Source organism: Mesorhizobium sp. M2A.F.Ca.ET.067.02.1.1, from assembly GCF_004023285.1.
In the GTDB taxonomy this organism is placed as follows: domain Bacteria; phylum Pseudomonadota; class Alphaproteobacteria; order Rhizobiales; family Rhizobiaceae; genus Mesorhizobium.
The window spans coordinates 1-4,706 of the sequence record NZ_RZSB01000480.1 but is presented as its reverse complement, the minus strand read 5'-3'; the positions used below and the strand labels follow the sequence as shown (position 1 = coordinate 4,706).

The window sequence follows — 4,706 nt, the reverse complement described above, 5'->3', positions numbered from 1 at the left end:
CATCATCTCCAGCGAGGCGCCAAGCGTGGTGGCGTGGCCATGCAGAACCATGGCGACGCTGTCGCCGACCAGCAGCAGGTCGACATGCGGATCGAGCAGGCGGGCGACAGGGTAGGTATAGGCGGTGAGGCACACGATCGGCACGCCGCCCTTGCGGCGGCGAATATCTTCGGCGTTGATCCGGCTGTCGGCGGACGGTTTCCGGGTCAATCGTCACCTCCCTGAAGGCGCCCCGAACCGGGGCGGGTCGAGCTTTAGAAAGACAGGCAAGGCTTTGCAAGCCGCCCTGCCGCCAGCGGAGCGGCTGCATCGATTTAGCGCACGAAGCATTACATTCCGGGAGCGGCAAAACCCTTGCCTTCGCGGTGGCGTGACGCCATAAGCAGGGGAGAGGCGCAGCCGCTGCCGCCGCGAGGATCTGGATGAAAACTTTCCTGCTGCAGTTTTTCACCTGGTGGAACAGCCAGACGCTTGGCACCCGCTTCCACACCTGGCGCTTCGGCAAGAAGGTCGGCGAGGACGAAGCAGGCAACGTCTATTATGAAGGCGGTGTCGATTCGGAAGGCCGCACCCGCCGTTGGGTGATCTACCGCGACTATTCGGAAGCCTCGAAGATCCCGCCCGGCTGGCATGGATGGATCCATCACCGCGTCGACACGCCCCCTTCGGGCGAGAGCTACAAGGCGCGCGAGTGGCAGAAGCCGCATCGGGCGAACCTCACGGGAACGCCCGGCGCCTATCGGCCGCAAGGTTCGATCTTGACTAACCAGCATCGTCCGCAAGTGACCGGCGACTACGATGCCTGGACGCCGGGATCGTAATCACCCGGATCGCAATTCAAGGCGTCGCTTCGATCCTTTATCGCCACAATTGGCGTTTAGCTGCTTGCTGACTGCGCAGCCATGATTAGCCTTGGGCATTGAAGAATCACCCGGGCACAACCACCGGTGTTTTGCATGAGCGATCCAGAGCAATTCCAGGAAAAGTGCGCAGCGGTTTTCCGTTCGGAATTGCGGCTCAGGATTCCAGCCCAAATCTCTAAGGCGCTGATCGCTGGGACGTCCCTTCTGCTTGCCTCGACAGCCGCTTTCGCCGCCGCGCAGGCGCCGGCCCCTGCGCCGGCTGCCTCCGAGCGTATCACCAACCCAGTGGCCGAATTCGCCGGCATAGACAAGATCACCGGCCGCATCATCACCTTCGACGTCTATGTCGACGAGACCGTGCAGTTCGGCGCTTTGCAGGTCACGCCCCGCGTCTGCTATTCGCGGCCGGACACGGAGCAGCCGAAGACCGATTCCTTCGTCGAGGTCGACGAGATCACGCTCGATCGCAAGATCCGTCGCATCTTCACCGGCTGGATGTTTGCCGAAAGCCCTGGCCTCAACGCCGTCGAGCACGCCGTCTATGACGTCTGGCTCAAGGGCTGCAAGCAGAAGTCGGACGTGCCGCCACCGACCGCAGCAAAGGCCGAGACGGGCAAGCCGAAGACCCAGGCCGCCAAGCCCAAGGCAGCGGCGGAGCCGGCGACCGAGCCGGCTGGCGCTGCCCCCGAGCCGACCGACGACGATCCCTCCAGCACCAACTGATCCCGGAACCTGCCCGCCTTTCAGCCGTTCCAACTCGGCAAGGCGAGGAGGATTCCGCGATGACCGCCACGAAGCCGATCATGGCCAACAAGCAAGAGCTTCTCGACATCGAGAAGGGCTTCTGGACCGGCGATTCCGCCTATTATGAAGCCAATGCCGATGTGGAATGCCTGGTGGCGTTTCCGCAAATGGCCAAGGCGATGACCAACTCCGACCTGGCGGCGACAGCCAGCAAACCCAACCGTTGGCGCGACCTCGACATCAAGCTGAAGGGCATGGTCGAGCCGGGCAGCGATATCATCATGCTGACTTACGAAGCGCGCGCGACGCGTGAGAACGGCGAATCCTATGCCGCGCTGGTCAGCACCGGCTATGTTCACCGCGCCGACGGCTGGAAGATGATGTTTCACGCGCAGACGCCGATGGATACGGCGCGGGACTGACCTCAGGGATAGAAGACGGCCTCGCCCTTCAGCGCCTCGGCCAGCAGCTTCTCATACTGGCCGCGCGGCACGTCGATGGCGCCGAAGCGCTTCAAATGCTCGGTGGTGAACTGCGTGTCGAGCAGCGCGAAGCCGCGCGCCTTCAGCCGCTCGACCAGATAATAGAGGCAGGTCTTAGAGGCATCGGTCTCCCTGGCGAACATGCTCTCGCCGAAGAACACGCGCCCGAGCGAAACGCCGTAAAGGCCGCCGACCAGACGGTCCTCGCGCCAGGCTTCGACCGAATGGCAGTGGCCGAGGCGATGGAGCTCGACATAGGCTTCGCGGATCGGCGCATTGATCCAGGTCGAGCGGCGCTCCTCGCGCTTCTCGGCGCAGCCGTCGATCGTCGCCTCGAAATCGAAATCGTAGCGGATCTCGAACGGGTGCTTGCGGATCGTTTTCTTGAGGCTGCGCGGCGTGTGGAACCCGTCCAGCGGAATGATGCCGCGCGTCTCCGGCCGCACCCAGAACACTTCCGGGTCGTCGGCGCTCTCGGCCATCGGGAATACGCCCGATGCGTAAGCCCTGAGCAGCAGGTCGGTCGGGATGCGATAGCCTGGCGCGTAGGGGCGGGTCATCGCATCCCCGTGCTATTCACCCTTGGCCAGGTATTTTTCCAGCCAGTGGATATCGTAATCGCCATTGGCGATGTCGGGATTGCCGACAAGGTCGCGAAACAGCGGCAGTGTCGTCTTGATGCCGTCGACGACGAATTCATCAAGCGCGCGGCGCAGCCGCATCATGCATTCGACGCGGTTGCGGCCATGCACGATCAGCTTGCCGATCAGGCTGTCGTAATAAGGCGGGATCTTGTAGCCGGAATAGACACCGGAATCGACGCGGACGCCGAGGCCGCCCGGCGTATGGAAATGCGTGATCGTGCCGGGCGAAGGCGTGAAGGTCCGCGGGTCCTCGGCGTTGATGCGGCACTCGATGGCGTGGCCGGTGAACTTGATGTCCTCCTGCCTGACCGACAGCCCGCCGCCGGAAGCGACGCGGATCTGCTCATGCACGAGGTCGATGCCGGTGATCGCTTCGGTCACCGGATGCTCGACCTGCAGTCGCGTGTTCATCTCGATGAAATAGAACTCGCCATTCTCATAGAGGAACTCAATCGTGCCTGCGCCTGAATAGCCGAGATCGGCGATGGCTTTGGCGCAGATGCCGCCGATGCGCGAACGTTCCTCGGCGTTGAGCGCGGGCGAATTGGCCTCCTCCCACACCTTCTGGTGGCGCCGCTGCAGCGAGCAGTCGCGTTCGCCGAAATGCACGCCGCGGCCGGCGCCGTCGCCGAACACCTGCACCTCGATATGGCGCGGCTTTTCCAGATATTTCTCGATATACACTGCGTCGTCGCCAAAGGCCGCGCCGGCTTCCGACTTTGCCGTCTGCAACGCGACTTCGAGGTCCGCTTCGGTGTGCGCCACCTTCATGCCGCGGCCGCCGCCGCCGGCGGAGGCCTTGATGATCACCGGATAGCCGATCTCGGCCGCAACGCGCTTGGCTTCCTTCTCGTCGCTGATCGCGCCGTCGGAGCCGGGCACCACGGGAATGCCGAGACGCTTTGCCGTGCGCTTGGCCTCGATCTTGTCACCCATGATGCGGATATGGTCGCCGGAGGGGCCGATGAAGGTGATGTTGTGGGCGGCGAGGATATCGGCGAATTTGGCGTTTTCGGACAGAAAGCCGTAGCCCGGATGCACGGCGTCGGCGCCGGTGATCTCGCAGGCGGCGACGATCTGGTGGATGTTGAGGTAGCTTTCGCGCGACGGCGGCGGGCCGATGCAGACGCTCTCGTCGGCGAGCCGCACATGCATGGCGTCGGAATCCGCGGTCGAGTGGACCACCACCGTCTGGATGCCGAGCTCCTTGCAGGCGCGCAGCACCCGGAGCGCGATTTCGCCGCGGTTGGCGATGAGGATCTTCTGGAACATCTCTTGGCTGTTCCTACTCGAGGACCACCAGCGGCATTCCGTACTCGACCGGCTGGGCGTCCTCGATGAGGATCGCCGTCACCGTGCCGGCGCGCGGCGAAGGAATCTGGTTCATCGTCTTCATCGCCTCGATGATGAGAAGCGTCTGGCCTTCCTTCACCTTCTGGCCGATCTCGACGAACGGCTTGGCGTCGGGCGAGGGCGCCAGATAGGCGGTGCCGACCATCGGCGAAGGCACGGCATTCTTGGACGGATCGGCAGGCGCCGCGGCGACGGCCGCTGCCGGCTGAGCCGCGGCGGCGACGGGAGCGGCAATCGCGGGCAGGGGCGCGGCAACCGCATGGACAGCCTGCGACTGGCGCGACACGCGCACCTTGAGGTCGCCGAGCTCGACCTCGATCTCCGTCAGATTGGTGTCGTTCAGGATGCCCGCCAGGTCGCGGATCAGTTGCTGGTCAACACCGTTCTTTTTTATCGACATTTTCGAGCCTTCTGTTTGGGGGCCGGTCACAGGCGTGCCGCCAGTGCCTGCAGCGCGAGCGTGTAGCCGAGCGGCCCGAACCCGCAGATCATGCCGACAGCGACCGGCGCGACCATGGAGACGTGGCGGAAGGGCTCCCGCGCGTGGATGTTGGAAAGATGGACCTCCGCGACGGGCAGCGGCGCAACAGAGCGGATGGCGTCGTGGATGGCGATCGAGG

General features: G+C 64.0%; 8 protein-coding genes. 3 read left to right on the top strand and 5 right to left on the bottom strand.

Annotated elements, in window-relative coordinates; genetic code table 11:
- Positions 1-210: 3-methyl-2-oxobutanoate hydroxymethyltransferase (locus tag EOA28_RS25570; protein ID WP_189342181.1), on the bottom strand; the 210-nt coding region annotated here is incomplete at its 3' end.
- A 212-nt stretch (positions 211-422) separates the two neighbouring features.
- Here EOA28_RS25570 and EOA28_RS25565 point away from each other — a divergent pair.
- The 3 genes from EOA28_RS25565 (at position 423) to EOA28_RS25555 (ending at position 2,029) form a co-directional block, all read left to right on the top strand.
- A complete protein-coding gene (locus EOA28_RS25565; RefSeq protein ID WP_042643890.1) occupies positions 423-821 on the top strand; it encodes an NADH:ubiquinone oxidoreductase subunit NDUFA12 in 399 nt (132 codons plus the stop codon).
- A gap of 135 nt (positions 822-956) precedes the next feature.
- Positions 957-1,586, top strand: coding sequence for a DUF2155 domain-containing protein (locus EOA28_RS25560; protein ID WP_245463294.1), 630 nt, complete (start codon positions 957-959; stop codon positions 1,584-1,586).
- Positions 1,587-1,645: 59 nt separating this feature from the next.
- A complete protein-coding gene (locus tag EOA28_RS25555) occupies positions 1,646-2,029 on the top strand; it encodes a hypothetical protein (RefSeq protein WP_127250820.1) in 384 nt (127 codons plus the stop codon).
- Between the two features lie 2 nt (positions 2,030-2,031).
- Here EOA28_RS25555 and aat read toward each other — a convergent pair whose 3' ends face one another.
- The 4 genes from aat to EOA28_RS25535 form a co-directional block, all read right to left on the bottom strand.
- Positions 2,032-2,649 (bottom strand): leucyl/phenylalanyl-tRNA--protein transferase, encoded by a 618-nt coding sequence (gene aat, locus EOA28_RS25550; RefSeq protein ID WP_127250819.1) that lies wholly within the window; start codon positions 2,647-2,649, stop codon positions 2,032-2,034.
- 12 nt (positions 2,650-2,661) lie between these two features.
- Entirely contained in the window at positions 2,662-4,005 is a 1,344-nt protein-coding gene (accC, locus tag EOA28_RS25545) for an acetyl-CoA carboxylase biotin carboxylase subunit (protein WP_126082842.1), read from the bottom strand.
- A gap of 13 nt (positions 4,006-4,018) precedes the next feature.
- Positions 4,019-4,486, bottom strand: coding sequence for an acetyl-CoA carboxylase biotin carboxyl carrier protein (gene accB / locus EOA28_RS25540; protein WP_126082841.1), 468 nt, complete (start codon positions 4,484-4,486; stop codon positions 4,019-4,021).
- A 26-nt stretch (positions 4,487-4,512) separates the two neighbouring features.
- Positions 4,513-4,706, bottom strand: a 194-nt coding sequence (locus EOA28_RS25535; protein WP_128315412.1) for a type II 3-dehydroquinate dehydratase, incomplete at its 5' end; no start/stop codon positions are given.

Excerpts from the sequence above, each read along its gene's own strand:
- EOA28_RS25565 (WP_042643890.1), top strand. The coding sequence starts at position 423 with ATGAAAACTTTCCTGCTGCAGTTTTTCACCTGGTGGAACAGCCAGACG.
- EOA28_RS25560 (WP_245463294.1), top strand. The coding sequence starts at position 957 with ATGAGCGATCCAGAGCAATTCCAGGAAAAGTGCGCAGCGGTTTTCCGT.
- EOA28_RS25555 (WP_127250820.1), top strand. The coding sequence starts at position 1,646 with ATGACCGCCACGAAGCCGATCATGGCCAACAAGCAAGAGCTTCTCGAC.
- aat (WP_127250819.1), bottom strand. The coding sequence starts at position 2,649 with ATGACCCGCCCCTACGCGCCAGGCTATCGCATCCCGACCGACCTGCTG.
- accC (WP_126082842.1), bottom strand. The coding sequence starts at position 4,005 with ATGTTCCAGAAGATCCTCATCGCCAACCGCGGCGAAATCGCGCTCCGG.
- accB (WP_126082841.1), bottom strand. The coding sequence starts at position 4,486 with ATGTCGATAAAAAAGAACGGTGTTGACCAGCAACTGATCCGCGACCTG.